Genomic DNA, 25,940 nt, shown 5'->3' with positions numbered 1-25,940 from the left:
AGCTTTTAAAAATCTAAGGAGAGATTTTTTATTGTTATTTAGAGGATTTGTTGTGAAGATAGCATACTTACTCTGTTTTATTGTCACGTTTGGTTTTTGTGCACCCAGAGCTTGTACGACAGCAGAAGCAGCATCTATTGGTTGTAGTGGAGCAAACTATTCTTGCTTTATAGACGCTGAAGAGTACCAAGACAACTCTTCTAAAAATATCCCACATTGCATAAGAAAATCTGATAGAACCTGGACGATAGATACCAATAGCTTTTCTTCAGGCTTAGCACAAGATCACTATCATATTTACGTTGAGCAATTTTCTCCATGGAATCAACGATCATTAATAGGTATGTGGGATGATCACTCTAAAGGCTTAAGACAAAGATCAATAAATGGAAATCTAAATACCAGAGTAAATGGAGATATAGCTACCATTGGTGCTACTATTATGATTCCACAATACGCTGGATATAATTTTGTTCCAGATCCATCTAACGTAACAAGAACATCATCTACAGCCGATAGAATATTTTTAGATACTGGTAATTTTTCGCCTAGCAATTACACACTTTGTCAAACAACATATATTTATAATCCTAGCAAGCATCCTTATTGTAAAAATTCATCCTCTTCCACATTTGATTTTAGTGAGAAAAATACCTTTATACAAAATAATTTAAAAGGTAAAAACGTAGTCTATGCCAGGCTTTATTGGGGTGGCTCTCTTTATCAAAACTGGGCCATAAAAAATCTTGGGTCAAATTTATATGTAAGTGCCTTAAATTACATAAAAGGATATAGCAGGATTGATTTTAAAGCTCCTGGAAAAAATGTAATCACAATAGATGCTGATCCAAAAGATGTTTTTTGGTTTGGCTCATTTAGTGAGTATAAACCAAAATCAATGACTCTTGAATCATATAATCAAAACGAGTCCAATAGCTACTATGTAAAAGCTGGAATAAACTACCAATATGTAGCAAGTGCTGATGTAACGGATATAGTTAGAGACTCTCTTGGTACTAGTGAGTCAGATAGGACATTTTATGCTGGTAATATCAGATCCACTACGATTCCCTTTGGTGATGAATTTATAGACCCAAATGATGGCATATATAAGGTAAACAATTCCACTAATAGAAAACTAAAAAAAACATACGGCACGCTACTATTCTCACCAGTTCAAGGACAAAATGGCTACTGGATACAATCCATTGCACCACAATTTGCGGCTTGGAGTTTAGTCATCATTTATGACTTTGATGATAAAACCGCTGCAGCAAACAATATAGAGCCAAAGCTTGTTAGTATATTTGATGGATTAGAAAGACTTGCAGCAGACTGGATGAAGTCAAGCGATCCATTTGGTACTGTAAAAAGCTCAACCGTAGATGTAAAATTTGAAAATATCTATACACCAAAAGCAGGCGATATAAATGCTACGCTTACAATGTTTTCTTTTGGCGGAAAGCCAGAAACAAAAGGTGAGAATATTGAAATAGAAAACGAAGGTAGCTATCTGGGTATAACCAGCAAATACAATGCAAAAGGTGATCAATTTAACTCAACCATGACAAAATTTGGACAACCTATAAATCCAGGCAAAAAATTTCATTCTCAAGCAGACTTAGATATATTTGATATATCGGACAAAATGTCACATTCCCAAAAAGAAGCAGATATAAAATTTACAGTTACAACAATTAAAAATTCAGGTAGTGCTAATGTTGTAAGTGCTGACCGTATAAATTTAGCTCTAGTTGGCTTTTCTACTCGTATATATAAGCCAGATGTTTGTTATATGGAATATATTTATGCAAAAAAACCTAGCGATAGTACTTTTACAAAGGTGCAAGAAAATACTCCAACAGTAGTGCCAGCAAATACTATTTTAAAAACTTTCGTTGAAGTTACAAACAATACTAATGAAGCTGCCCAAGACTTTGCACTAAAAGCTACAATAGATCCAAGCCAAATTTATAATCCAAACTCAACTTACATTTACGCAGATAAAGCATCGCAAGGACCTAGTGATCTACTTACTATGTCAGGACAGGTACACTATAACGACAACACAGGCTTGCAGCAATTAAGTGGAAATGACTTAACTTTTTATTTAGGACAAGGTGCGGCTGCAAATAAGGGTGGAGAAATGCTAATTCATCAAGGCAACTACGCTTATGCCATATATGAAACCACCCTTAAGTCTAAATTTGAGCCAAATAGTTACAAAGCCACGGTTGCAAATGCTGATATAAATTTACAGCCCTATGACACATACATAAGAAGATGTAGCAATCAAAATTACAACATTACTTTAGGTGTTAGTGCCAGTCCAAATAATTTCGTCGCAAGCAATAGACAAGACGATGGCTCGGCAACTTTTAAAACTAAATTTAAAAATAGGCTTCTAACAAAAATCGTTTCTACGCCATTTAATGTCTATATCACAAACTATGATACAGATGGCAATAAAAAAGTACCAGATGCCCCAGTAGATGTAAAAGTAGAGTTGGTCGAGTCTTGCAGTGCTCCAACAAATTTATATGAACAAGATATAACATTTAATGGCGTAACTGATATTTTGTTATCAGGCATTAGTATTGACAGAGCCTATAAAAGCGTAAAATTTAGAATTTCTCATCTTGATCCAGTGACAAATACTACAAAGGTTGAATGCGAAAAATTAGATGATTTTGCTATAAGACCAAGTCACTTTAGGCTATGGGATACTGACAAGAATACGATCAATAACAACAATGTTTTAATAGGCGGCAAAGCTTATAACAACATTGCTCTTGCGGCTATGAAACCTCTTGATAGTGGCTTAGCAAATGGTTATATAAATAACATAAGTGGCTCAAATGGAGAGATAAAACTTGTACCAGCATATAGTGCGACTTGCGATCCTAGCATTATAGAGAGCGAGAACAAACTAAGCGTAGATTTTAACGATCCAAATAAAGCATTGGGTAAAATTTTCCGTCACACATCAAGTGGACCTGTTGGCTTTTCTTACTCAGATATAGGCGATACATATTTTTATGTATTAGACAAAGACTATACAATAACTGATCAACATACGCCATCAAGAGCTGATGATTGTGTAAAAAACTCAATTAGCAACGATCCATCACAAGACACTGCTCAAGAAGGAAGGATCGGATGCAATATAAAGCTAGAAGGTAATAGAGATTATTTGTTTAGGCCAAAAGATATACAAATAAGCAAGTTAAAGATAACAAAAGATAACGATATAACATACCTTGATAATGAAGGCATACAAAAAGCAAAGCTTGACTTTGAAGTAACTGCTAGGTTGTTTAACGATGACCCTGCAAAACTTTATAATGAAGATTGCTATGCAAAGAATATGAACTTTGACATAAAGCTAGATAGAGTTCCTTTAAATTTTACAGATAACGATGGCAATGCCGGCACACTAGCAAAAGCAAATGAAGAAATTTTATTTTTTGAAATTCCTGGCTCAAATACTAGAAAAGCAATAGATCCAAGTGCTACAAAATCAACATTTTATGTAGAGAAAAATACTTTTGTAAATGGTGTAGGTAAAGGTGAAGTATATTTTAATTTTGAAAGAAAAGTAAATCATGCCAAAAATCCTTTTACTATTTCAAGTAATGATTTTAGCTTTAGCGGCATGTCAGATAGCACCGATACAGTAAAAAAATATGAAAAACCAGCAACAGAAACGACAGCAAAATTTTACTTTGGTAGGGTTTATGCACCATTTTATGAAGGGCTTTATAGTGGCTTTTATGCCAAAATTTATTATGGTGCCTACTGCGATGGATGCAATAAAAATATCTATATGAAAAATGATGGCAAACTATGGCAAGACTTTCCAGCTGCGCCATTTTGGGCCACCAATCCAAAACATAGCGCAGGAGTACTTAACTATCATGACTTTAGCTTTACAAACACTTACAGCGGCACTGTTTTAAGAAATGATGTAAGCAGTATAAGCAATGGCGAGCAAATAATTTTTATAAGAAACCCGTCGGCAGTTACTGATGTGGCTAAAATGAGAGCACCTAGCTGGCTTCTTTATAGTGAATTTGATGAGAAACCTGAAACAAATAATTTCAATCTAAATTTTCTAGTACCAAATGGCGAATGGGCTGGTAAAGTCCTAAAGAGCAATAATATAGAGGATAAGACAAGCGGTGCAGTTGGAGGTTTTATAGGAGTAAAATCTAATAGTGATAGTAACCTAGATATAAGCGACAAGACAAACAGGAGAATAGAGTGGTAAAAAGAGGTGGCTTTTCATTGATAGAGCTTATCTTGTCAGTGCTTGTAGTAGCCATAGTAAGTGCAAGCCTGCCACTAGCGGTAAGAACTACTTCAAATTTAAGCGAGCAGTCCTTAATGCAAGAAGGACTAATGAATGCTAAAACTTATATGTCATTAATATTAAAAGCACCATTTAGCGATCAAGTCTTAATAGCCGGTAAAAATACCATGCCATCATCTATAACCACTCAAGAGGCTATAATTTTTCCTCTTATTATCTGCGATCAAGGGGCAAATCCAGATTTTTATGAAAAAAGCGGAGTAAAAGGAGAGGGACATAGGATACTTGCATATCCAGTGCAAAATTCATCTGCATGTGCCACAAGGCCTAATGATTCAAAGCTTCCAGAATCAATCAAAAGCGTAAATTTTAAAGTAAAGTCTATCAAAAATTTCAATACCCAAAAATCCATCTCACCAACTGCTAGCACTACTAAACGCGACTTTATCATAGATACAGAGACGACTCCAACCATAACAAATGGAGCTGATAAATTTGTAGTTAGCACTCCTTTAAACGATAGTGACGTTTTACAGATAAAGCTAGATACGACTATGAAAACTACAAAAGAGAGCAAAAGCGTACTTTATGGATATGCCTTTAACATAGGTGAAAGTAGCACTCTAAGTGTAAAAGAATGGAAATGAAAAAAACAAAAAAAGCTTTTACATTAATTGAGCTAATAATAGTTATCACCGTACTTGGTGTTATCTCACTTATGAGCTTTAACACGCTTATGAATTTATATCAAAACTATTTTCAAAGCAAAGTAATAAACGAACTAGAAACACAAAGCGAAATCGCTCTAGAGCAAATTTCAATGCTACTTAGCCACAGAATCAAACAAAGCGTTATCGCTAGGAAAAAAAATGGAGATTACCTAGCTCTAAATGATAGTGGCGTAAATTTAAGTAGTGACTTTGAAATTTTAGAATTTATCCCAGCTGCTTATGAGCTATTTGATGGCATCAACGAATATAAAGGAGATGATACTAACGGAGATCCTATCATCGAAGAAGGCATATATAGCGGATATGTAGATCTTGCAAATAGTTCTATTGCAAATGGATTAAAAAGTCCTGGAAGCAAATTTAATGACGCTTTTAGAAACGGCGTAATGGACTTGACCTGCGAAAATGATAGCAATGAAGAAGATGTAAATAGTGGCTCTAGGTGTATAAACGCCGATAATGAAAATGGTGGTTTAGTAGCGATATTTTCTAGCATACTTTATAGAGTTGGTAGCAGCTTTGGCTATCAAGAAAATTTAGACCAAAGACACTTAGATATCGCAAAAGTTGGCATACAATCAATCGACACGCTTAAGATTTCAAGTGATTTTAAAAATAAAAAAATTTCAGAACAGTATAAGCTAGCTTACACAGCCATTGCCATAGCACCAGCTGAGCAAAGTACCGAGGATGTACAAAACGGCTCTTTTGACCTTAAAATTTACTACAACTATAGGCCATGGCTAAATGAAAGCTTTAAAAAATTTAGCTCAACATCTACAAAGGCTATCAAAGCCGAAAGTGCGACACTAGCTAAACATGTAACAAGATTTGTCTTTACAGAAAAAAATGGAGTCATCGCGCTAAAGCTCTGCCTTAAAGCAGAAAAATCAGAAATAACCATTTGCAAGTCAAAGGCGGTTTATTAATGAGAAAAGGATTTACGTTAATAGCAGCGATATTTTTTCTAGTTGTAGCAGCTTCTATCAGCACTCTTGCTCTTTCGATAGCTAGCACATCAGCTAGACAAAGCAGTGAAATTTATCTAAGAGAGCAAGCACAACTCGTTGCTCAAGCAGCAGCAGAGTATGCGATGTTTGAAATTTTTAGAACTGATTTCTCAAATAAATGCCTAGATAAAGTAAATGGAGAATTTAACGATATGTTCGACTTTAAAGTAATAATAACTTACTTTGGCGACATCGGTATATGCACTCCACCGACCATCATGCCAGGAACAAACGGAGTCGCAAGTACTGGCAATATGATCTTTGATGTTTTTGTAACATCAAAAGATAAAAAAACGCCAAATCCTATAAATTTTCACAAACGAACCCTTCAGAAACTTTAAAATTTTATAAAGATTTTAGTTTAATTTGTTTTTAGTTTTAGCGTGTTATAATCATCTTACTTTCTATAAAGGAGATTACGATGAACATAAGCATTGTAGGAAAACAATTTGAGCTAACAGAGCCAATCAAAAACTATATCCAAGACGCTTTTGATACACTTGGCAAATACAATCTCGACATTATCTCAGCAAGATGTGTTGTAGCAGCCGATGAAAAACAAGGAAAAAAAGGCTTTAATGCAGAATTTTCTCTAAATATGGCTCACAAAGATACGATAGTCGTTCGCCAAAAAGATAAAGATCTTTACGCTGCGATCGATCTTGCTATCGAAAAAGCATCAAAAGTTTTAAGAAGAGAGCATGATAAGAAATTTACTGTTAAAGGCAAGGCTGACGACAAAGAATTTCGCTCAAGAATAGGAGAAGAAAAGATCGAAGGTGTCGAGGAGATCGTACCTATGGAACTTGAAATTTATAAACCACTTGAGATAGAAGAAGCACTTGATAAACTAAAATCAAGCGATAAACAATTTTACGTATTTAACGACGTTGATGCCAAAATGCGCGTCATTTACAAAAGAACAGACGGAACTTTTGGTCTATACTAAAACTAGGGGGCGCTTTGCCCCTAAAATTTATGCCAATCCACTATAAATTTTCTTTCTAAAATCTAAAAAATCTTGTTGCAAAAACTGATACGCTAGCAAATGGCTTTAAAGTTTCAAAAATAGAATAGAGATATCCTTGCATAAGATAGATTTAGATACAAGAAGGCTTCCCTGCAAGCCATTTTAAGAATATCTTGGCGAACGAAGCTAGGTCACAAATGATGAATGGCAAGGCAAAGAATTACATGCCATAAAAAAGCGGGTGATTTTCTTAAAAATAATTGCAAAAATCAAGATGTGGAATTTTACTTTACAAGCTGGAAAAACGTAGATGAATGTGACAAATAATACAACAGAGCAAACGAGCTAAAAATACTTGATAGCACTAGAAATTTTTAGAGATAAAAGAGAGACAAAGCTCTCTTTTTGATTTTTAAAATATCAAATAGCTAAAACAAATACTATCTATTTCTCTAAATTTTCACTAGTCTTTGGTCTAAAGGCCTTATTTATCTTTCTTATCCAAATGATTAGCGAGATAAACAAGATAAAGTAAAATACATAGCTAGCTACCGGCCAACTAGTATCAGTACCGCTCTCTTTTAGTGAGATGACATTTCTAAACTCTTGAAGCATAGAAATTCTATATCCATAATATTTTACAGTTACGTTTTTATCGCTATTTGCAAAGCCCTGGGCCTTGGCTTGTACATCAGCTGAGTTAAATTTAAAATAAAACGGAAATCCCCATGCAGTATCTTCATTTCTATAAGCCATGACTTTATTTGAATTATTAGAATCTTTAGTGTAGATAAAATAAACATCTCTGGTAGGGCCATCTGCCGGATTTTTAGCATCGATGATGCCATCTTTGTCCATACGTTTGACATCGCCACCTGTGATTTGCACATTTGCATAGTGTGGAAACGAATAATCAACTACAAGAGCTAAAAAAGAGTGTAAGAGTACGATAAAAATAACGCAAATTCTTTTAAAAAATGTAATCATTTCTTTCCTTTTAAATTTGCGTTATTTTATGAAAAGATAGCTTAATAAAGGGGCAAAATACCCCTTTAGTTTTAAGCTTTTTTATTAAGCATAAATTTTAGAAGTTGTGCAAGGAAGCTGATTCCACCGATTATTAAAATCGTATCGCCAATCATTCTTACCCATCTTAAATTTTGCAAGTGTGATTGTTGTAAAAGCTCAGCGCTTCTTGCATACCACATACCATGCTCTAGGCTTGCAAATGCTTGATAAATTCCTATTGGAAGTAGTGAAAGCACGATCATTAGCATAAGGCCTATATTTAAGCCCCAAAAACCTACTTTCATAAGTTTTTCATCAAATTCTTGACCTTTGAATAGATAAGTAGCTACTAGCCAAACAAATCCAAGTGCCAAAAATCCATAAACACCAAATAGCGCAGCATGTCCGTGAACTGGAGTCGTATTTAGGCCTTGGATATAAAATAGTGAGATCGGAGGATTTATTAAAAATCCAAATACACCAGCACCTAGCATATTCCAGAAAGCAACTGCGATAAAGCAGTAAAGTGGCCATTTTAATGTCTTAGCCCAAGTTTGAGCAAACTGAAGTCTGTAGTGCTCATAAGCTTCAGCGCCAAGTAATACAAGAGGAACTACCTCAAGTGCTGAGAAACTAGCGCCAACTGCCATTATAGGTGTTGTAGTGCCCGCAAAATATAAGTGGTGGAAAGTTCCTGGAATTCCGCCTACTAAGAAAAGTGATGCACTCGCAAGTGTTGAAAACGTAGCAAATCTCTTTGAAACAAGACCAAGACTAACAAATACAAAAGCAAGTGAAGCGGTAGCAAATACCTCAAAAAAGCCTTCAACCCAAAGGTGTACAACCCACCAGCGCCAGTATTCCATCACTGGAAGTGGGCTTCTTTGACCGTAAAATAATCCTGCTCCGTAAAATAATCCAACTGCAACAGCTGAAGCTGCGAAGATAGCAAGTAAATTTTTATCACCTTTGTTCTTAAATCCGCCGATAAATCCGCGAAGTAAAAGTAGCATCCAAATGACAAGGCCAACAAATAAAATAATTTGCCAAACACGTCCAAGCTCGATATATTCGTATCCTTGGTGTCCAAACCAGAAGCTTAAATTTATAGGCATAATATTTGCGATCGCTAAATACTCACCAGCAAAACTGCCAACCACAAGGATTAGTAATGCGTAAAATAATAAATCTACGCCAAGCTTTTGGAATTTTGGATCTTTACCGCCATTTATAATAGGCGCTAGGAAAAGACCGCCTGCTAAAAATCCTGTCGCAATCCAGAAGATACTAGCCTGAATGTGCCATGTTCTAGCAAGTGAATAAGGAATATAAGCTGATAAATTTATACCGTAAAATTCCTGTCCTTCTACTGTATAATGAGCTGTAAAGCCGCCTATTAAAATTTGGAATGCAAAAAGAGCCAAAGTCACAAAAAGATATTTTTTAAGAGCTTTTTGAGATGGAGTTAGGCTTAATTTACTAAGCGGATCTTCGCTAATAGCTTCCAATTTTTCATCATCTTTTTTGCCATAAAAAGAGCTAAACCAAACAAGAAATCCAATACCAGCAATAAGTATTACAACGCTTGCGATTGACCAAAAAATATTTTCGCTTGTTGGTACATTATCGATTAGTGGCTCGTGTGGCCAGTTGTTTGTATATGTAGCATCGCTGTTAGGTCTGTTTGCTGCGGTTGCCCAGGCTGACCAGAAGAAAAAGTTATTAAGATCATCTCTATCAGAAGCATTTGGAAGAGTATTTTCTTTCATCGCATAAGCTTCTCTTAAAGATTTAAACTTAGGGTCATTTCCAAAAAGTGATGAATACTCTTGGCTTACTTGTTTCATAGCCTTTAATCTATCGCTACTAAGTACGATTTTATCGTCTTTTACGCCATTTTCTCGGTACTCTTTTTTAAGTAGAACTTTTAGATTTGCCTTTTGCTCATCATTTAAGTCAGCATATTTTGAGTGGTAAATTTCATCTGCTTTTAACTCTAAAAATATAACTAACTCTTTGTGAAGCCAGTCCGCACTCCAATCAGGTGCTTGATATGCACCGTGTCCCCAAACAGAGCCAACTTGCATACCTCCTATGCTTTGCCAGGCCTCTTGACCTTTATAGATGCTCTCTTTGTCGATCACGACATTGCCATTCTCATCTGTAAAATTTACAACTGGTGGCGAGCTTCTATAAACCTCAACGCCGTAGTAGCCTAAAATACTAAAGCAAATTACTAGTACTGCAACAAGTGCTAGCCAATACTTTTTGTATTCACGCATTGATTCTCCTTTTTTTAAAAATTTTAAGGCGAAGTTTATCTCATTTTAAAAAAGCAAATAATGACATATGTCAACAAAAGGAGAGAATTTATCCTATTAGTTTTATAAGAATTTACAATATATGCAAATTCTTCATAATGTATATGCAAAATTTACATAGAATTAATATAAATATTATTAATATACATGTTTATACTTCAAAAATAAAGGAAAAAATATGCAAACAAATTTTATGCATAAAGTAACCAAATTTAGCCTTGTTGCTTCACTATTTATGGCTCTTAGCCTAAACGCAGCTGAGTCTGCTAGAAGCATCACAGATATGAAAGGCGTCAAAGTAAGCATCCCAGAAAAAGTTGAGAAGATCGCTGCATTATGGAATGCTAACAACGAGATCATCCTAGCACTTGGCGGTATGGATAAGGTTGTAGCCACAACTGATCTGATCAAAACCAACAAGTGGTTTGAGCACGTCTATCCAAAACTTAAAAATTTGCCAGCTGCACTAAACGGCAAAGACCTTCAGATCGAAGAGCTTGTTAAGCTTGCACCTGATGTTATCATAGTTTTTAACAAAAACTACCAAGATGAACTTATCAAAAACGGCTTTAGTGCTGTAAATTTGATCTTTAGAGACTATCCAGATATGGAGAAAAGCATCTACACAACAGCAGAAGTTATAGGCACTGATGACGCTAGAAAAAAAGCTGAAAAACTTGCTAATAAAATCCATGATAACTCTGAGTTTGTAACAGCAAGAACAAAAAACATCCCTGACACTAAACGTCCAAAAGTACTTCACTTGCTTGGCGGAGCGAATTTATTAAAAGTTGATGGTACAAACACTATCCAAAACACTTGGATCAAGCTAGGTGGCGGTGTAAATGCTATCCAAACTGAGGGCTCAATGATCGAAGTTAGCGCAGAAGAGATCATCAATGCAAATCCTGATATCATCATCGTTGGCGGCAATGACACAGACGCACAGATCAAAAAGATAAAAGAGCACCCTGCATTCTCTGGCTCAAACGCTGTTAAAAACGGCAAAATTTACGGCAACCCAAAAGGTGTATTTAGCTGGGATAGATATGGCGCTGAAAACGTGCTTCAAATTTTATGGGCAGCAAAGACTATCCAACCAGATCTATTTAAAGATGTCGATATGAAAGTAAAAACAAAAGAGTTTTATAAAGAGTTCTTAAATCACGATCTTAGCGATACAGAGTACGGCTATATCTTAAAAGGTCTAAATCCAGACGGTAGCAGCAAGTAAGATATGAAAAACGCAAATTTTTCACTCGTTGTTATCTTTTTGGCTCTACTAACGCTTCTTTGCGCCTTTGTCGCACTGGGCGTTGGTAGATTTTACATACCTTTTAACGACGTCTTTAGCGTGCTAGCTCACAGCTTTGGCTATGGCGAAGGGGCAGCTAGCAACATCACAAACGTGATAGAAAATTTACGCATCCCGCGCATCATCGCAGCCATCCTTGTTGGAGCTGCTCTTAGCGTGAGTGGTGCGGCCTATCAAGGCGTCTTTAAAAACCAGCTAGTTAGCCCTGATCTTCTTGGCGTTTCAGCGGGCGCTTGCGTGGGAGCAGCCACTGCTATCATCTTTGATCTATCGCTATTTTGGGTGCAGGCTTTTGCCTTTGGCTTTGGCCTAGCAGCCGTTGCTATCACGCTAGCCATACCAAAGATGATGGGACGCACGAGCACGCTCATGCTAGTTCTTTCTGGTATCATCGTGAGCGGCCTTATGGGCTCAGTGATTGGCTTTTTAAAGTATGTCGCCGACCCTGAGACAAAGCTACCTGACATTGTTTATTGGCAGCTTGGTAGCCTTGCAAAGCTTGATAGTGACAACTTAAAATACATAGCCCCAGTGATGATCATCTGCGCCATTTTGCTTATCGCCATGAGCTGGCGTATAAATTTACTCTCTCTTGGTGACGAGAGTGCGGCAAGACTTGGCGTAAATGTCTCATTTGAGCGCGCTGTCATCATCATCTGCGCTACGCTTCTTACAGCGTGCAGCGTCTGCATAAGCGGCATAGTCGCTTGGGTGGGACTTCTCATGCCTCACTTAGCGCGCATGCTAGTTGGCGCAAATAACATAAAAAGCATGCCTGCAAGCATATTTATGGGTGCGATATTTTTACTATTTGTCGATACTCTAGCGCGCAGCATAAGCGTGAGCGAAGTGCCTCTTGGCGTACTTACTGGCTTTATCGGCACGGTATTTTTCGTCTGGGTTTTATGGCGAAATAAAAAGGTTGCATGATGCTTGAAGTTAGAAATTTAAACTTTAGCTACCCAAATGGGGCTGGCAAACTAGAAAATGTAAATTTAAAGATAGGCGCAGGTGAGATTTTAACCATTCTTGGTCGAAATGGAGCTGGCAAATCAACAACTTTAGGCTTAATAAGCGGCTCGCTAAAGCCAGTTTCTGGAGAGATCTTTCTTGATGGCAAAAACGTAGATAGCCTAAGCAACAAAGAGCGCGCTAAGATCATGGCATACGTGGCTCAAAGCGAGGTTACTGAGTATGACTACACCGGACTTGAGTTTATAACTATGGGACGCGCGGCACACCTTGGTATCTTTGCAAGACCTAGCAAAGAGGATGAGGAGATCGCTAGAATTTACACCAAAAAGCTTGAGATCGAGTATCTTGAAGATCGCTTCATCACGCAGATGAGTGGCGGTCAAAAACAGATGTGTATGATCGCTCGTGCGATGGCAGCCCAGCCAAAGATGATCATATTTGACGAGCCAACGAGTGCGCTTGATTTTGGCAACCAGTATAAATTCCTACGCACCGTCAAATGGCTAAAAAAGCTTGGCTACTCGGTCGTGCTAACTACTCACAACCCTGACTTCGCCGTGCTTCTTGGCGGATATGTCGCACTTGTAAAAGGTGATGGCGAGGTTGGATTTGGCACGGTTGATGAGATCATTAGAAGCGAAAATTTAAGCAAGCTTTATGGGCTAAGCTTAAACGTAAGCTACATCGACGAAGTAAAAAGAGAGTGCTGCTTAACATATCCTCTTTAAATTTATACTCTCAAAAGAGAAATTCTTTTGAGAGCTTTTTGTATTATTTTTCTTATTTAATACTGCCTTTGGAGTAAAAATGAAAAAAGTAGTTTTGATTTTATTTTTTGCATTGATGGCAAACGCGGCGGATAAATTTGATTGTTCTAAACGCTACTGCAAAGAGATGAAAAGTTGCGAAGAAGCATATCACTATCTAAGAAAATGCGGACGCAGTGGGTTTGACCGTGATCGTGACGGCATACCATGCGAGAATGTATGCAAAGAGCGAAGAGTAGAAAAATAATTTTATAAATTTTAAAAAGCTTAACCTTGGCACTTACTTCAAATTTGATAAATTATAAAAAATTTAAACAATCCAAAAGAGCCGGTAAAAAATCAAAAATTTAGATTAAGCCAAAAGCAACTAGGTGTTATTTTTAGCAAGCGCCGCCACTCTCGCCTTTGCAGCCTGTGTGATATCATCCTCGTAGTCGTAGAAGTTAAATGTCGCTCCATGCTGGACAAAGCCATTTAGTATATCGCCGCTTTGGCGGTTTTTTAGATCAAGCTCCGCCACTTTAAAGCCGTCATTTGTCGCGCAAAATTCCTTTAGCCTAGCTGGCGCCTCTTTTAACTTGGTAAACAAAAAGCCGTATCCATCGCCGCCGTTTCGCCCTACTCTACCGCGCAGCTGATGAAGCGTGGCAAGTCCTAGCCTCTCAGCGCCCACGATCACTATCGTATTTAGCCTTGGCAGCGAAATACCAACCTCAACAACGGTGGTTGAGAGCAAAATTTCGCCCTCTTCTCTAAATTGCCTTAAAATTTCCTCTTTTTCTTTGTCTTTGCCGTGTGTGACGAATACATTTTTGAAATTCTTTAGCCAAAAACCCTGCGCCTCGCTTAGACTTTGGTAGTTTGAGCTCTCGCTACTCTCAACTAGTGGATAGATGATGGCTACTTGAAAGCCGTTTTCTAGCTGCTTTTTTATATGGGTTAGCAAAAAGCCAAACTCGCTAGCGCCTAAAATTTGGCTCGTTATATTTTTCTTAAATGGCATCTGCTTTAAAAAGCTAAAATTTACGATCTCAGACTGAATGAGGCTTAGCGTCCTTGGTATCGGCGTAGCTGAAAACTGCACGAAATTTGCTCGCTCATCCTCGTTTGAGGCAAGTTCCTCTATCTTTTTGCGCTGATTTGAGCCAAAGCGGTGCTGCTCATCAACCATGACAAGCGGTGAGTTTGGCAGCTCGTGAAAGAGCAGCGCATGCGTGCCAACGATCAAATTTACCCCGCTAAAGTCTATCTTTTTCTCCCCGCTTCGCACCAGCATCACGTTCATAAAAGCAGGTAGTAACCTCTTTGCTTCGTTATAAATTTGCTCGCTTAAGATGCTTGTTGGCGCCATCAAAATGGCACTTTGCGGATAGACGCTAAGCGCTGCTGCTAGGATCACTAGCGTCTTACCGCTTCCCACATCACCCATTATGACGCGCCTTTTTGCCTGCACGGCACTAAGGTCGTCTCTGATATCGTTTATGGCGTTTAGCTGGTCGTTTGTCGGCGTAAATGGCAAGCTCTTAAGCCAAGAGCTTATGTCAAAAAGCTTGATTTTTGGGCTTTTAAAGTAGGTTTTTTTAGCACTTAGCTTTTTTATGTAGTTAAAAATTTCTACAAATTTTAAAATTTCAATACCCTCGCCATCATTTTTTAGGTGGTATAAAATTTGCACGCTTTGCTCGTCTAGTCTTTGCAACTCAGCTAGAAATTTAGCCTCTCGCTCACTTAAACCCTCGGCTAATAAATTTCGTAAATTTATATATTTTAAAACGAGTTTTTTAACTTCATCATCTTTTAGCTCGGTCTTAAATTTAGGCACTATCTGGCCTATTTTTGTGGTGATTTTTGGATTTACGATCTGCCATGAGCCAAAGGCGTAGGAGCAAAGCCCGTATATCGCCATCTCTTTGCCAGTCTTAAAAGCGCCGTAGTGCCAGGACTTTGCGTTAAAAATGACGATCTTTACATTACTTTGCCACTGCTCGCAAAAGGCAAGCGCCGTTAGCATGCCAGGGCGCGAGGCGAGCGAAGTGATCTTTACATTTATGCAGACCTGCCCTTCTCTTGGGCTCTTAGCGATCGTCGTATCCTCAAAGCCCTTTGGTAGCACAAGAGCAAGGTCAAGCAGGCTAAGCACGCCTATTTTTAGAAGTTTTGCTCTGTCGCTTGCTTCAAATTTCATTTTTTAAAACGCAAAAACTTAGCTCATTTATCTCTGTGTGAGCTTTTATGAAGCTATTTAGCTCGTTTAGCGAAAGGGCTGAAATTTTATCCAGATCCTTTAAAAATCCCCCAAGCTCGCCATGCTCATAAAACTCGCTTTGCGCGATATCAAGGCGTTTAAATAGCGTCTCAAGCCTAAGTGGTAACGAGCCAAGTAAAAATTTCTTCGCCTGCTCAAGCTCGGTCTTGCTAACGCCTTTTTTACTAAATTTTAAAATTTCCTCTTTTATAACAGCGATGGCCTCATCTTTTTTCTCATTTTTTGTCTGCATGTACCCGTATAGCTGACTGTAAGAGAGATTTAGCAAATTTCTAGCGTAGGCGCTATATGCAAGCCCTCTTTTCACGCGGATCTCCTCCATTAGCCTCGAGCCAAAGCCACCCTCGCCTAAGATAAATGTCGCCACCGCAGCCTTGTATTTCTCCCCTGGCTTTACATTAAACGGCGCGCCAAAGTAGATGTATGCCTGCTCGCTTTGCCTGATGATCTCGCTGGTTTCGCACTTGTCACTTGGGCTAAAGCGCTCTAGCTTTTGCACCTTACCAGGTTTTAAAATTTCTAAAACGCTAGCAAGCTCTTTTGTCTGCTTCTCGTCGATGTCGCCACCAAGTACGCAAAGCAAATTTGAAAGGTCTAAATGCTCGTTTAAAAACTTTCTCACGTCCTCAAGTGTGATCGCTTTTACGCTCTTTTTCGTGCCGATACTAGGCTCTGAGAGCACGCTTTTTGGGTATAAAAGCTCAAATAGCCCCTGCCTTGCCACGTAGTCAAAGTCGTTTTCGTTTGCTGCGATCTCGCCAAGAGTGACGGTCTTGCACCTATTTAGAATTTCTTCTGTTAAATTTGGAGCGAGTAGTAGCTCCTTTAGCTTGCCGCACGCAAAGGCAAAGTGCTCTTTTAGGCAGTTTAGGTCTATGCAAAATGTCTCAAAGCCGCAGCTTGCATTTAGGCTAATAGCCCTTACTTCAAGCTCTTTGGCAAATTTAGCCGAGCCTAACTTCATATCGCCCTCGTTTAGTAAATTTGCACTAAGTCTTGCAAGGCCTGCTAGTTTGCCGTTTTGTGAGCTACCAGCTGCTTTGAAAACTAGTTTTAGGCTCACTACTGGCATCGCTTTTGAGCTTTCAAAAACGACTGGAATTTTTATATTTTTTACATTGATATCTAAAATTTTCATCTAAAATTTCTCCAAAATATCGTAGTTTGTGTTGCGTTTGGCTGGAATTTCTCCAACATCTTTTATAAGCTCGATCATCTGGTCTTGATTCATCCTAAAGCTAGCCCCTGCGGCCTTTACGACGTTTTCTTCCATCATCGTGCTACCAAGGTCGTTTGCGCCAAAAAGAAGCGCTAGCTGGCCTACGTAGCTGCCCTGCGTGACCCAGCTGCTTTGGATATTTTTAAAGTTATCCAAAAAGAGCCTTGAGACTGCAAGAAGCCTTAGATAGACGTTTGAGCTTTGCTTTTTGATCTCTGGGAATTCTTGCATGAGCTTTGTGTTTAGCCCCTGAAAGCTCCAAAGTATAAATGCTCTAAATCCAGCCGTTTCATCTTGTAAATTTCTGATGTGCTCCCAGTGCTCTACGATCTCGCGAGTGCTCTCAACCGTGCCAAACATCATCGTCGCAGTCGTCTTCATGCCAAGCTCGTGCGCTTCTTTGTGTATGCGAAGCCAGTCTGCAGTGTCGCATTTTTTTGGCGCGATGATGTCACGCACTCTGTCGCTTAAAATCTCCGCTCCAGCCCCTGGCATCGAGTATAAGCCCTTTTCGTTTAAGCGTCTTAAGACCTCTTTTGTAGAAATTTTTGAAACTCTTGCGATGTAGTCGATCTCAACGGCTGAGAAGCCATGTATCGTGATGCTTGGATAGTGCTTGCTAATGTAGCTGACAAGCTCCTCGTACCACTCGATCTTTAGCTTTGGATGAACACCGCCTTGAAACAAAATTTGCGTGCCGCCGATGGCGATTAGTTCCTCGATCTTCTTGCCGATCTCCTCAAAACTTAGCACATAAGCGTCTTCCTCTTTTGCGTGACGGTAAAATGCGCAGAATTTACAATCCACCCAGCAGACATTTGTATAGTTGATGTTGCGATCTACGATGAAGGTCGTAATGCCCTCTGGATGAAGCTCTTTTTTTCTAGCTAGCGCCATCTTGCCAAGCTCGTGAAGCGGTGCATTTTCTATAAGATCGATGGCTTCATTTACACTAAGTCTTTTCAAATTTAACCTTTTATTTTGCTTATTTTTGGGCGAGAGTTTAGCCAAAAATGCTTTTAAATATGATAAATCAGGCGTTATGAAAAATTAATTTTTAAAGGCTAAAATGTGAGAAATTCTTTAAAGGAGCAAGTTATGAAAAAGGTGATATTTGCCGTTATCTGCGGATTATTTTTAGTTGGTTGTGCTAAAAACGAGCCAAAGCCAGCTGAGCCACAAGGTGCAAGTTGCGGATGTGCTCATCATCAAAAAATGATGCAAGAAAATATGCCAAGCTGCCCATATCATGGCATGCAAGGGGCGATGCATGAGCAAATGCCAGCAGGCTGCCCAGCTCACGCAAAATAACTAAAGTGCCAAATGGCACTTTTATTTTAATATCACCTTGTCACCTTTGGTGCCAAGAACCGTCACCTTCTCTCCGTTAGCTAAATTTCCGTCATATTTCCAAAGCGTGCCTTTGAAATAGACCATATTTTCTCTGATCTCGCCAACTCCGGCTTCGTCTAAAAATTCCTCGTTAAAGCTCTCTTTTCTGGACATAAATTTACTCTTTAACGGCGCTTTTAAAAGCACAAGAAGTACAATCGCAATCGCTGCTGTAATTAAAATTTGATAGCTCCAAGCAAAACTAAAACCAAAATTTATAGCTCCAACTACTATAAAAGCTATGCCAAAAAATAGCAAATAAAACGAGGAAAAGATAAACTCGGTGATGCACAAAACCACACCGATTGCTATCATTATAAAAGGGCTGATCACGCCTTATCCTTAGCTAGGAAATTTTTCAAAACGCTAAGGGAGCCAATAAGCTCAGTCGCCTCATAAGGGACTAAAATTTTATCTTTTGAACTATTTTTAGCTAGCTCACTAAATGCTCCTACCCTGTCACGCGCTAGCAAAAATTCAGCCGCATTTGCGTTTTTGCTCATGCTATCATTTATCATATCCATAGCCTCTTTTTGAGCCGTTGCGATGGCGATTTGCTCGTATTTTTTCGCATCAGCCATACGCTCTATCGCCTCTGCTTGAAGCACTTTTTCTTGTTTTAGTGCCTCAGCGTTGCGGATAAGTGCTTCTTTTTCAGCCAAGGCTTTTAGCTCGATGGCGCGTTTTTCACGCTCAGCCTTCATCTGCATATTCATCGCCTCTTCGATGCCAAGCGGGACAGAAATTTCAGAAATTTCTACACGCATGATCTTTACGCCCCAGTTGCCAGCAGCGTCGCCAAGAGCCACTTGAAGTGCGGCATTTAGGCGGTCACGTGAGCTTAGCGTATCGTCAAGATTCATCGCGCCGATCTCGCCACGAAGCGTAGTCATGGCTAAATTTGCTATAGCACGCTTGTAGTTATCGACATTATAAACTGCCATTTTTGCATCAAAGACCTTTAAAAAGACGATACCATCGACGCTAATATTAACATTATCTTTTGTAATGACTTGCTGTTTTGTAATATCAACAAGTTGTTCTTTTACGGTGATTATCGCTCTTATTTGATCGACAAATGGGATGATTATGTGAAATCCGCCGTCAAGCACTTTATGGAATTTACCAAGTCGCTCGATGAGTAGATTATCAGCTTGTGAGACGATCTTGATACCAGCCTTTAAAAACAAGAACGCAAAGATAACCAGAACTACGACTAAAACGCCAAATGCTTCGATTTGCATTTTTACTCCTTTAATTTATAATTTGTTATTTTCTTAAGTATTATAATACATTTTAAATTTTATTTTCAAAAAGGATTAGTATGAAAAATTTTATATTTGCACTAAGTGCGGCTCTACTTTTGGCAGGTTGTGCCTCATCTAGCCAAAACGCAAACGTCCCACAAGGCAAATGTGAAGTAAAAAGTAGCTGCGAAGCTCCAGTTAATAGCATCGAGGGCACTTATAAAGCATTTTTGCCTTGCGCTAGCTGCATGGGTATAGACTCACGCCTAACATTTAAAAAAGATGGTACATTTGAGAGCGTGATGGACTATAAGTCAAAAGACAACTACAAAGCCGTTAGCAAAGGCAAATACTCAATCGAAAATGGTGTGATAACAACGATTGATGAGTATAAAGAAAAGAGCTTTTATAAAATAGAAGGCGAGAACCTAAAAATGCTAGATATGGATCAAAAAGAGGTCACTGGCGAGCTAAAAGATAAATACATCTTTAAACGCGTAAAATAAATTTTAAAGGCAAAATGATATAATTTTGCAATTTTTAAGGAGTTGCAAATGAAATATCTTTTTGCCATACTTATCTCATTTTTCATCCTTGGCTGCGCAAAAAATGAAAATTTAGAGCCAAAACAAAACACACAAAATACAGTAAAAGAAGACAAGCCGTTAGTTCAGGCAAATACACCCAAAAAGTCAGAAAAGCTAATACTTCCAAACTCAATTTATAGTAGTTTTCACACTATTTTGCCTTGCCCAAACTGCGAAGGCATAAAAACTATCATTACGCTAAATAAAGATAAAACCTACACAAAAACAATGCTTACTATGGATAAAGAAGTAAGCTTAGTTGAAAAAAATGGCACATTTGATGTTGATGATAGTGCTATCATTTTAAAAGATGAAAATGGCAATCTTAGCTACTTTGTGCCAAATAAAAACTCACTTCTTCAACTTGATGACAAGAAAAATAAGCGAGTTGGCGTGCTAGCTCAAATTTATAATTTTGAACCGGTAAATAAAGCTTACAAAGATAGTTTTTTTGCTAAATTTTATAAATTTAAGAACAAAGATAACTTTTTAGATATCGTAATCGTGCCAAGTAAAAATGGTGCGAAAATAAGTTTTTATTCATCATTAAAAAATGGCTCGCCGCTTTGCGAGTTTAGTTCAGAGCTACTTTACGACAAAGGAATTTTTTACCTTTTAGATGAAAAAGGCATCGCCCTAAGCATACACAGAATAAATAATGCAATTTTTCTAGTAGCAAATGACAAAATTTGTAAAAATGCTCGCATAAGCGGACGATATAAAAAAGATAAAGATCAAAAAAATCTCTTTGGCAAAGGCTTTTTTGCAGAGCTGACAAACGAATCAGCAAATAGAGATGTGATAAAAATTTATGGCTCAAAAAACATAAAACGAGATAACACAAAAAAAGAAAGCAGCTACATCGTAACAAACAAAAATGAAAGAATTTTTGAATACACCTTGCTAAATGGCATTATCACAAGCATTGAAATTTACTCAAACGAGTTTAAAACTCCAGAAAATATCAGCCTTAAATCAAATTTTAAAGATATAAAAAATTCTCTTGTTATTTCTAAATTTAGTAGTGACAAAAACAATATCTATCTAAAAATAGATAGCCACGATATGTTAATCACACTAAAAAATCCACTTGCCAAAGAGATAACAAGCCTAAACGATATACCAGATGAAACAAAGATAGAGCAAATAACGCTAATGTGGAATCAATAAGTTGAAAGAATATCTTAAACTTTTAAAAGAAGAGAAAAATTTTCGCCTCTTAAGCATCATTCAGCTTATATGCTATTTTGGCGTATGGTTTTCGCACACAGGTATTTTTACCCTTCTTATCAAGCTTGACGCTCCTGTTTGGGCGATCACATTAAGTGCAGCGATGGCATTTATCCCGGGTGTTGTCATAGCTCCGTTTAGTGGAATTTTAGTTGATAAATTTAGCCCAAAACCAATGCTTGTCATCATGATGGCAGTTGAGACGATAAGCGTTTTCATGCTTCTTTTTATAGACTCACTTGATTTTTTATGGCTACTTTTACTCATCATTTTTGTTAGAAATGGCACTGGTGGGATGTACTTTCAAGTGGAAATGAGCGTGCTACCAAAAATTTTAAGCAAAGAAAATCTCAAACTCGCAAACGAGATCCACTCTATCATCTGGGCGGTCTCATACACTGCTGGTATGGGGCTAGCTGGAGTTTATATACATTTTTTTGGGATAAAAAGCGCATTTTTGCTCGACGGCATGCTATACATTTTTAGCTTTGGATTTTTATATTTTTTAAAACTGCAAGGTCTAAAGCCAGACCTCATAGAACGCCCGCTAAAAATGCTAAAAAACGGCCTTGTGTATTTAAAAGAAAACAGGCTTATTGTGCATCTTATATTTTTGCACGCCTTTGTTGGCATTACCGCTTATGACGCATTGATCGCACTTTTAGCTGATTACAAATATGCAAATTTACTTTCAACATCACTAATTATAGGACTATTAAATACCTCAAGATCCATTTCACTTATGTTTGCTCCAGCCATACTTAGTAAATTTATAAATAAAAATACGCTTATTTTCGTATATATCGGTCAAGGCCTTGGTATCATTATTTGGGCTTTATCGCTTTGGAATTTTTATCTATCGCTTATTGGTATTATCTTTGCTGGATTTTGCACATCAAGTCTTTGGAGCTACACTTATACAATGCTTCAGCAAAACTGCAAAAAAGAATTTTATGGCCGAGTGATTGCATATAACGATATGATTTTTCTTGGCTTTAGCGCTCTCATTTCATTTATCATTGGTCTGCTTTATGATATTGGACTTAGCGTTGAGATGATTGCGAGTTTTATGGGAAGCCTCTTTTTTATAGGGGCTTTTTACTATCACATAGTATTAAAAAGCTACAAAATAAAGTAATTGATTTTAAATTAAGTCGCCTAAGTTAAAAGGCGACTTGGCAAATTTTTATTTTTTTAGATAGTAAGTAGTTCCATTTGAAAAGCGTTTTTCATAAGCTGGAGTGTAAGGCACAAGATCAGCGTGCCCAGCGTAAAGCCTACCATCTGGCTTAAGCAATTTATGAAGTCTCTCAACGCATTTTAATCTAAAATCATCATCAAAATAGATCATCATATTTCTTGAAAGCACGATATCAAATTTTCCTAGATTAAAAATAGCATCATCAAAAACATTTAAAATTTTAAACTCACACCTTGGTAAATTTTCTTTTTTTATCTTAAATTTATCATCGACTTTTGTAAAAAATCTCTCTTTTTGAAAATCGCTTAACCTATGCAAGCTCCTCTCACTAAAAATACCATTTTGACAGCTTGCTATGGCTTCTGAGTTTATGTCTATACCTACGATTGAAATTTCATGCTGTTTAAATCCCATCTCATAAGCAAGCATCGCGAGCGAATATGACTCATCTCCAGTAGAGCAAGGAGCACACAAAATTCTAGCTCCTCCAAGCTCCTTTGCGTAATAGATCACATCTTTAAGTTGAGGCAACTCTCTATAAAAATAAGTCTCATTTACAGTTACTAGATTTAAAATGTCTTGTCGTAAGCTTGAGTTATATCTTATCATTGAAACAAGATCTTTAAAGCTTTTTATCTGGCGATCCCTAATAAAAATGGTAATTCGCTGCAACGTAATATCTCTTTTTGGCTCCAGATCAACTCCGCAAAGAGTTTTGATAACATTCATAAATTCATTAAAACTATCCATATCTTGTGAAGTATTTGTTTGCATCGTTTTTGTATCTTTTGCGTCATTAGTTAATAGCATTTAAAAAATCCTCCAGCTCTTTTTTTATCATAGTTAGATTTAATGATTTTAAGCTTTGATTTAGCTCCTTTGCACGTTTTGGCATACCATAAACTATCGCGCTCTCTTCATTTTCAGCTATACATTTTGCTCCAGCCTTATAAAGCTTATCAAGCCCAGATGCACCATCATCTCCGATGCCAGTTAGCAAGATAGCTAGGACATTTGCACTTTTGCAAATTCCTACTCCAGATTTAAACAACACATCAACATTTGGCGTATATATAGTCTTTTCTTCTGTATTTGGCTTTGCACTGATCGGTAAATTTGGCGACACCATTACATTTTGTTCACAGACATATACGGTATTTTCTTTTAAAATTTTCCTCTCATTTAAAATTTCAACATCCAAGCCACACTCTTTTCCGATTTGCATAGCAAAAGAGTTTATAAACATTTTATTCATGTGCTGGGCTATCACGATGATAGCTCCATTTAGTTTTACGTTTTTTAATAACTTTTTTAAATGCCCAGGCCCGCCAGTAGATGCCCCTATTAATATTAATTTTTGTGCCACAAATAGCCTTTAAAATTTTAATTTAATATTTAGCTTACGCCACTTTTTTGTATATCGTCAATATCCTTGCCACTCTTTATACGCCTTGCAAATTTTTAAGCAAATTTATAGATCATTTCTTTGTGATCTTATATAAAAAGCTAAAAATTTCAGCAACAGCTTTATATAAATTTGGTGGAATTTCTTGATCAACTTCAACCTTGCTTAAAATTTCAATAAGATCAGGATCCTCTTTGATCGGTATATCATGCTCTTTTGCTAGATCAATTATTCTATTTGCTATCTCGCCAGCGCCACTAGCCAGCACTCTTGGAGCATTATCTTTAGATCTGTTGTAGCCAAGAGCTACTGCTTTTTTCTTATTTACTTGCATTAAATTTTCTTATCAAAGCCCATATCAAGGCCACCAAATTTTTTAAATCTATCATTTAGCTTCACTTTTGACAAAGTTTTGATATTAAAGTTTGAAACTATAAGTCCAAGCTTTGATATTGCTTGTTTTAATTCGCTAGAGTTTGAGAGGATTAGCTCCTTAAACTCATTTGTTTGCGTAGCTACCGAAAGATCGATGTATCTTTTATCAATAAGTCCAACCATCACATTTATCTGTCCAAATTTCTTAAAATTTAGATCGATCTGAGCGTAAAATTTATCCTTTTTGCCTTGCTTAAATGCGATATTTCCACCCTCAACGCCATCCCAAATATAAGGCATATAAGTTTGAATCCCGCCTTGAAGGCTTGATATCATTTGATGCATCTCGATCTGTGAAATCATCTTATTTGCGGCATTTACGCTTTGCGGGTTTTGACTCTTTTCACTGATATTTAAAAGCGTGCTTTTTATATCTTGGCTTAGCACTTTTGAAATTTCGCTGCTATTTTTAGTCGTAATGTTATTTATATCGTTTGTGGCGAGATTTAACTGCTTTAAAAGCGCCTTGCTCTCACTTAGCTCATTTTTAGCCAAACTTGCCTTAGCATCAGCAAGACTTAGGCTATGAGCAAGACGCCTCGCTGCACTTTGGAGCTTATCTTGCAAGCTACCATCCTTTGAAACATCGCTCATCTCATTAAACGCTTTTACAAGCCCTGCTTCATCGCCTATGTTATTTAGCGTTTTTAGATCGTTTTTTATGCTATCAAGGATAGTTTTTAGCTCTTTGTGATTTTGGCTAAAACCAAAATTTTGATTTAGCTTTTCATTTGCTAGGCTTGCGACTTTCTCGCTTAAATTTGAGATGAAATTTTGCATTTTGCCTATTTGATTTTTTACTAGCTCGCCATTTTGATCTTTTGAAAAATTTTTATCTAAAAATTTAACCACACTATCAAGCTTATCAACATCTTTTAAAAGCGTTTTTATGCTTGAGTTATCAAGGATATTTTTTGCGTCGCTACTCGCTTTTTCAAGTATAGAAGCAAGTTTTGAAAAAGAGTTTTGATTGTCTAATTTTTCATCATTTAGGGTTAAAATTTGATTTAGTAAATTCCCGCTTGAGAGATTTTTTATATCACTTAGTAGCTTATGAACCGAGTTTGGAAGCTTCTCTGGACTAAGTGCATCTTTTAAATTTGCTTCAAGCATTACGCCTGAGTTTTTGATCTGATCATTTAGTGAGCCAGCCTTTAGATCAGCTATTGGTTTTAGAAATTCTTTTAGCTTTAGTGCAAGACTCTTTATCTCAGGGCTTTCATTTTGGGTTGCTTCTGCTTCTAAGCTTTTTGCAAGGTCTGATAGCTCGCTGGCTAAATTTGGAGCGATTTTCGTATCTTTTGCCTGAGATAAAATTTGTTCAGCCTTGCTAAGACTTGAAGCACTTTTTAGATCATCAAGCACTCTTGCAACGAGTTTTCCAACATTATCAAGTGTCTCTAAAACGCTCTGCTCACTAGGCGTTTGTACGCTTGGCTGATTTTTAAAAAGCGAGCTTTCATTTTTACGAACTGGCACATTTTGAGTAGTATTTTGCCCGGTTTGAACTGAAGTGTTTGATATATTCAAAGAATTTGCTACGTTCATT

General features: G+C 37.3%; 24 protein-coding genes. 13 read left to right on the top strand and 11 right to left on the bottom strand.

What is annotated here, in order from left to right; all coding sequences use genetic code 11:
- Window positions 1–52: 52 nt before the first annotated feature.
- The 5 genes from CYP43_RS03775 to hpf all read left to right on the top strand — a co-directional run bounded on the left by CYP43_RS03775 (window position 53) and on the right by hpf (window position 7,002).
- The gene (locus CYP43_RS03775) at window positions 53–4,270 is read left to right on the top strand and encodes a hypothetical protein (RefSeq protein WP_103582547.1); all 4,218 of its coding nucleotides are present in this window, start codon (window positions 53–55) and stop codon (window positions 4,268–4,270) included.
- Complete coding sequence (locus tag CYP43_RS03770) at window positions 4,264–4,959, top strand: type II secretion system protein (RefSeq protein WP_021090495.1); 696 nt, start codon at window positions 4,264–4,266, stop codon at window positions 4,957–4,959. The genes CYP43_RS03775 and CYP43_RS03770 overlap by 7 nt, the downstream gene beginning before the upstream one ends.
- Window positions 4,956–5,972: a type II secretion system protein gene (locus CYP43_RS03765; protein WP_258032155.1), complete on the top strand. Its 1,017-nt coding sequence runs from the start codon at window positions 4,956–4,958 to the stop codon at window positions 5,970–5,972. Before CYP43_RS03770 ends, CYP43_RS03765 begins: the two co-directional genes overlap by 4 nt.
- Window positions 5,972–6,394: a hypothetical protein gene (locus tag CYP43_RS03760; RefSeq protein WP_087579819.1), complete on the top strand. Its 423-nt coding sequence runs from the start codon at window positions 5,972–5,974 to the stop codon at window positions 6,392–6,394. The genes CYP43_RS03765 and CYP43_RS03760 overlap by 1 nt, the downstream gene beginning before the upstream one ends.
- Before the next feature lie 80 nt (window positions 6,395–6,474).
- Complete coding sequence (gene hpf, locus CYP43_RS03755) at window positions 6,475–7,002, top strand: ribosome hibernation-promoting factor, HPF/YfiA family (RefSeq protein ID WP_103582545.1); 528 nt, start codon at window positions 6,475–6,477, stop codon at window positions 7,000–7,002.
- 465 nt (window positions 7,003–7,467) lie between these two features.
- On the opposite strand, the gene CYP43_RS03750 is transcribed toward hpf, so the two are convergent.
- Window positions 7,468–8,010, bottom strand: a complete 543-nt coding sequence (locus CYP43_RS03750; protein ID WP_021090645.1) for a DUF1523 family protein — start codon at window positions 8,008–8,010, stop codon at window positions 7,468–7,470.
- Between the two features lie 71 nt (window positions 8,011–8,081).
- Complete coding sequence (locus tag CYP43_RS03745) at window positions 8,082–10,313, bottom strand: nitric-oxide reductase large subunit (RefSeq protein WP_021090748.1); 2,232 nt, start codon at window positions 10,311–10,313, stop codon at window positions 8,082–8,084.
- Window positions 10,314–10,530: 217 nt separating this feature from the next.
- Here CYP43_RS03745 and CYP43_RS03740 point away from each other — a divergent pair, with 217 nt between their 5' ends.
- The 4 genes from CYP43_RS03740 to CYP43_RS03725 all read left to right on the top strand — a co-directional run bounded on the left by CYP43_RS03740 (window position 10,531) and on the right by CYP43_RS03725 (window position 13,656).
- The gene (locus tag CYP43_RS03740) at window positions 10,531–11,586 is read left to right on the top strand and encodes an ABC transporter substrate-binding protein (protein WP_103582544.1); all 1,056 of its coding nucleotides are present in this window, start codon (window positions 10,531–10,533) and stop codon (window positions 11,584–11,586) included.
- Between the two features lie 3 nt (window positions 11,587–11,589).
- Complete coding sequence (locus CYP43_RS03735) at window positions 11,590–12,597, top strand: FecCD family ABC transporter permease (RefSeq protein WP_103582543.1); 1,008 nt, start codon at window positions 11,590–11,592, stop codon at window positions 12,595–12,597.
- Window positions 12,597–13,370 (top strand): ABC transporter ATP-binding protein, encoded by a 774-nt coding sequence (locus CYP43_RS03730; protein WP_103582542.1) that lies wholly within the window; start codon window positions 12,597–12,599, stop codon window positions 13,368–13,370. Before CYP43_RS03735 ends, CYP43_RS03730 begins: the two co-directional genes overlap by 1 nt.
- A 79-nt stretch (window positions 13,371–13,449) precedes the next feature.
- Window positions 13,450–13,656, top strand: coding sequence for an excalibur calcium-binding domain-containing protein (locus CYP43_RS03725; RefSeq protein WP_072594813.1), 207 nt, complete (start codon window positions 13,450–13,452; stop codon window positions 13,654–13,656).
- A 120-nt stretch (window positions 13,657–13,776) separates the two neighbouring features.
- On the opposite strand, the gene recG is transcribed toward CYP43_RS03725, so the two are convergent.
- The 3 genes from recG to CYP43_RS03710 are packed head-to-tail and all read right to left on the bottom strand — an operon-like array spanning window position 13,777 to window position 17,860.
- On the bottom strand, window positions 13,777–15,594 hold the full coding sequence (recG, locus tag CYP43_RS03720) for an ATP-dependent DNA helicase RecG (protein ID WP_103582541.1): 1,818 nt from the start codon (window positions 15,592–15,594) through the stop codon (window positions 13,777–13,779).
- Window positions 15,584–16,813 (bottom strand): M16 family metallopeptidase, encoded by a 1,230-nt coding sequence (locus tag CYP43_RS03715; RefSeq protein ID WP_103582540.1) that lies wholly within the window; start codon window positions 16,811–16,813, stop codon window positions 15,584–15,586. The genes recG and CYP43_RS03715 overlap by 11 nt, the downstream gene beginning before the upstream one ends.
- The gene (locus tag CYP43_RS03710) at window positions 16,814–17,860 is read right to left on the bottom strand and encodes a dehypoxanthine futalosine cyclase (protein ID WP_035145231.1); all 1,047 of its coding nucleotides are present in this window, start codon (window positions 17,858–17,860) and stop codon (window positions 16,814–16,816) included. It lies immediately after the preceding gene.
- A gap of 105 nt (window positions 17,861–17,965) precedes the next feature.
- On the opposite strand from CYP43_RS03710, the gene CYP43_RS03705 reads away from it, so the two are divergent.
- Window positions 17,966–18,205 (top strand): hypothetical protein, encoded by a 240-nt coding sequence (locus CYP43_RS03705; RefSeq protein WP_258032154.1) that lies wholly within the window; start codon window positions 17,966–17,968, stop codon window positions 18,203–18,205.
- A 21-nt stretch (window positions 18,206–18,226) separates the two neighbouring features.
- Here CYP43_RS03705 and CYP43_RS03700 read toward each other — a convergent pair whose 3' ends face one another.
- Entirely contained in the window at window positions 18,227–18,619 is a 393-nt protein-coding gene (locus CYP43_RS03700) for an NfeD family protein (RefSeq protein ID WP_103582538.1), read from the bottom strand.
- Complete coding sequence (locus CYP43_RS03695) at window positions 18,616–19,530, bottom strand: SPFH domain-containing protein (protein ID WP_054196349.1); 915 nt, start codon at window positions 19,528–19,530, stop codon at window positions 18,616–18,618. Before CYP43_RS03695 ends, CYP43_RS03700 begins: the two co-directional genes overlap by 4 nt.
- Window positions 19,531–19,610: 80 nt before the next feature.
- On the opposite strand from CYP43_RS03695, the gene CYP43_RS03690 reads away from it, so the two are divergent.
- Genes CYP43_RS03690 through CYP43_RS03680 form a run of 3 tightly spaced genes read left to right on the top strand, consistent with a single transcriptional unit; the run spans window position 19,611 to window position 22,488 of the window.
- Window positions 19,611–20,039 carry a copper resistance protein NlpE gene (locus CYP43_RS03690; protein WP_103582537.1) on the top strand — a complete coding sequence of 143 codons (429 nt, stop codon included), beginning with the start codon at window positions 19,611–19,613 and terminating at the stop codon, window positions 20,037–20,039.
- Between the two features lie 48 nt (window positions 20,040–20,087).
- Entirely contained in the window at window positions 20,088–21,290 is a 1,203-nt protein-coding gene (locus tag CYP43_RS03685; protein WP_103582536.1) for a copper resistance protein NlpE, read from the top strand.
- Between the two features lies 1 nt (window position 21,291).
- Window positions 21,292–22,488 carry an MFS transporter gene (locus CYP43_RS03680; protein ID WP_103582535.1) on the top strand — a complete coding sequence of 399 codons (1,197 nt, stop codon included), beginning with the start codon at window positions 21,292–21,294 and terminating at the stop codon, window positions 22,486–22,488.
- A gap of 48 nt (window positions 22,489–22,536) precedes the next feature.
- Here CYP43_RS03680 and CYP43_RS03675 read toward each other — a convergent pair whose 3' ends face one another.
- From CYP43_RS03675 to CYP43_RS03660, 4 genes are all read right to left on the bottom strand, one after another.
- Window positions 22,537–23,361, bottom strand: coding sequence for a CheR family methyltransferase (locus tag CYP43_RS03675; RefSeq protein ID WP_081004427.1), 825 nt, complete (start codon window positions 23,359–23,361; stop codon window positions 22,537–22,539).
- A complete protein-coding gene (locus tag CYP43_RS03670) occupies window positions 23,348–23,917 on the bottom strand; it encodes a CheB methylesterase domain-containing protein (RefSeq protein ID WP_087576779.1) in 570 nt (189 codons plus the stop codon). Before CYP43_RS03670 ends, CYP43_RS03675 begins: the two co-directional genes overlap by 14 nt.
- 112 nt (window positions 23,918–24,029) lie before the next feature.
- A complete protein-coding gene (locus tag CYP43_RS03665) occupies window positions 24,030–24,290 on the bottom strand; it encodes a FlhB-like flagellar biosynthesis protein (protein WP_021090972.1) in 261 nt (86 codons plus the stop codon).
- Complete coding sequence (locus CYP43_RS03660) at window positions 24,290–25,939, bottom strand: flagellar hook-length control protein FliK (RefSeq protein WP_103582534.1); 1,650 nt, start codon at window positions 25,937–25,939, stop codon at window positions 24,290–24,292. Before CYP43_RS03660 ends, CYP43_RS03665 begins: the two co-directional genes overlap by 1 nt.
- Between the last annotated feature and the right edge of the window lies 1 nt (window position 25,940).

Origin of the sequence: Campylobacter concisus (assembly GCF_002913045.1) — a bacterium.
Taxonomy (GTDB): Bacteria; Campylobacterota; Campylobacteria; order Campylobacterales; family Campylobacteraceae; genus Campylobacter_A; species Campylobacter_A concisus_AP.
The sequence above is the reverse complement of the archived record's forward strand: the minus strand, read 5'-3'. Positions and strand labels throughout refer to the sequence as shown.

Coding starts and splice junctions, on each gene's coding strand:
- CYP43_RS03765 (WP_258032155.1), top strand. CDS start 4,956: ATGAAAAAAACAAAAAAAGCTTTTACATTAATTGAGCTAATAATAGTT.
- CYP43_RS03760 (WP_087579819.1), top strand. CDS start 5,972: ATGAGAAAAGGATTTACGTTAATAGCAGCGATATTTTTTCTAGTTGTA.
- hpf (WP_103582545.1), top strand. CDS start 6,475: ATGAACATAAGCATTGTAGGAAAACAATTTGAGCTAACAGAGCCAATC.
- CYP43_RS03750 (WP_021090645.1), bottom strand. CDS start 8,010: ATGATTACATTTTTTAAAAGAATTTGCGTTATTTTTATCGTACTCTTA.
- CYP43_RS03745 (WP_021090748.1), bottom strand. CDS start 10,313: ATGCGTGAATACAAAAAGTATTGGCTAGCACTTGTTGCAGTACTAGTA.
- CYP43_RS03740 (WP_103582544.1), top strand. CDS start 10,531: ATGCAAACAAATTTTATGCATAAAGTAACCAAATTTAGCCTTGTTGCT.
- CYP43_RS03735 (WP_103582543.1), top strand. CDS start 11,590: ATGAAAAACGCAAATTTTTCACTCGTTGTTATCTTTTTGGCTCTACTA.
- CYP43_RS03730 (WP_103582542.1), top strand. CDS start 12,597: ATGCTTGAAGTTAGAAATTTAAACTTTAGCTACCCAAATGGGGCTGGC.
- CYP43_RS03725 (WP_072594813.1), top strand. CDS start 13,450: ATGAAAAAAGTAGTTTTGATTTTATTTTTTGCATTGATGGCAAACGCG.
- recG (WP_103582541.1), bottom strand. CDS start 15,594: ATGAAATTTGAAGCAAGCGACAGAGCAAAACTTCTAAAAATAGGCGTG.
- CYP43_RS03715 (WP_103582540.1), bottom strand. CDS start 16,813: ATGAAAATTTTAGATATCAATGTAAAAAATATAAAAATTCCAGTCGTT.
- CYP43_RS03695 (WP_054196349.1), bottom strand. CDS start 19,530: ATGCAAATCGAAGCATTTGGCGTTTTAGTCGTAGTTCTGGTTATCTTT.
- CYP43_RS03690 (WP_103582537.1), top strand. CDS start 19,611: ATGAAAAATTTTATATTTGCACTAAGTGCGGCTCTACTTTTGGCAGGT.
- CYP43_RS03685 (WP_103582536.1), top strand. CDS start 20,088: ATGAAATATCTTTTTGCCATACTTATCTCATTTTTCATCCTTGGCTGC.
- CYP43_RS03675 (WP_081004427.1), bottom strand. CDS start 23,361: ATGCTATTAACTAATGACGCAAAAGATACAAAAACGATGCAAACAAAT.
- CYP43_RS03665 (WP_021090972.1), bottom strand. CDS start 24,290: ATGCAAGTAAATAAGAAAAAAGCAGTAGCTCTTGGCTACAACAGATCT.
- CYP43_RS03660 (WP_103582534.1), bottom strand. CDS start 25,939: ATGAACGTAGCAAATTCTTTGAATATATCAAACACTTCAGTTCAAACC.